This is a genomic window from Chryseobacterium sp. SIMBA_038 (assembly GCF_046535115.1).
GTDB lineage: Bacteria > Bacteroidota > Bacteroidia > Flavobacteriales > Weeksellaceae > Chryseobacterium.
On record NZ_JAWRXH010000414.1, the window covers coordinates 1 to 240 of the forward strand.

1 protein-coding gene is annotated in these 240 nt (G+C 57.9%); it reads right to left on the minus strand.

Annotated features, from left to right (window positions below; genetic code table 11):
- Positions 1-240, minus strand: a 240-nt coding sequence (locus tag SB689_RS24100) for an SDR family oxidoreductase (protein WP_410694546.1), incomplete at both ends; no start/stop codon positions are given.

Consider the following 240-nt stretch of genomic DNA (forward strand, 5'->3'; position numbering starts at 1 on the left):
GGTGACAGGGCATTGACACGGATATGACGTGGCCCCAGCTCCACGGCCAATGAGCGTACCGTTCCCTCCAGTGCCGCCTTGACCGGCCCCATGATGTTGTAGTGATCGACTACCTTCTCGCCGCCGTAATAACTCATGGCCAGGATGCTGCCACCTTCGAACATCAATGGTTCGGCCAATCGTGCCATGCGGATCAATGAGTGCACCGAGATATCCATCGCGCGTGAGAAGCCTTGGCGT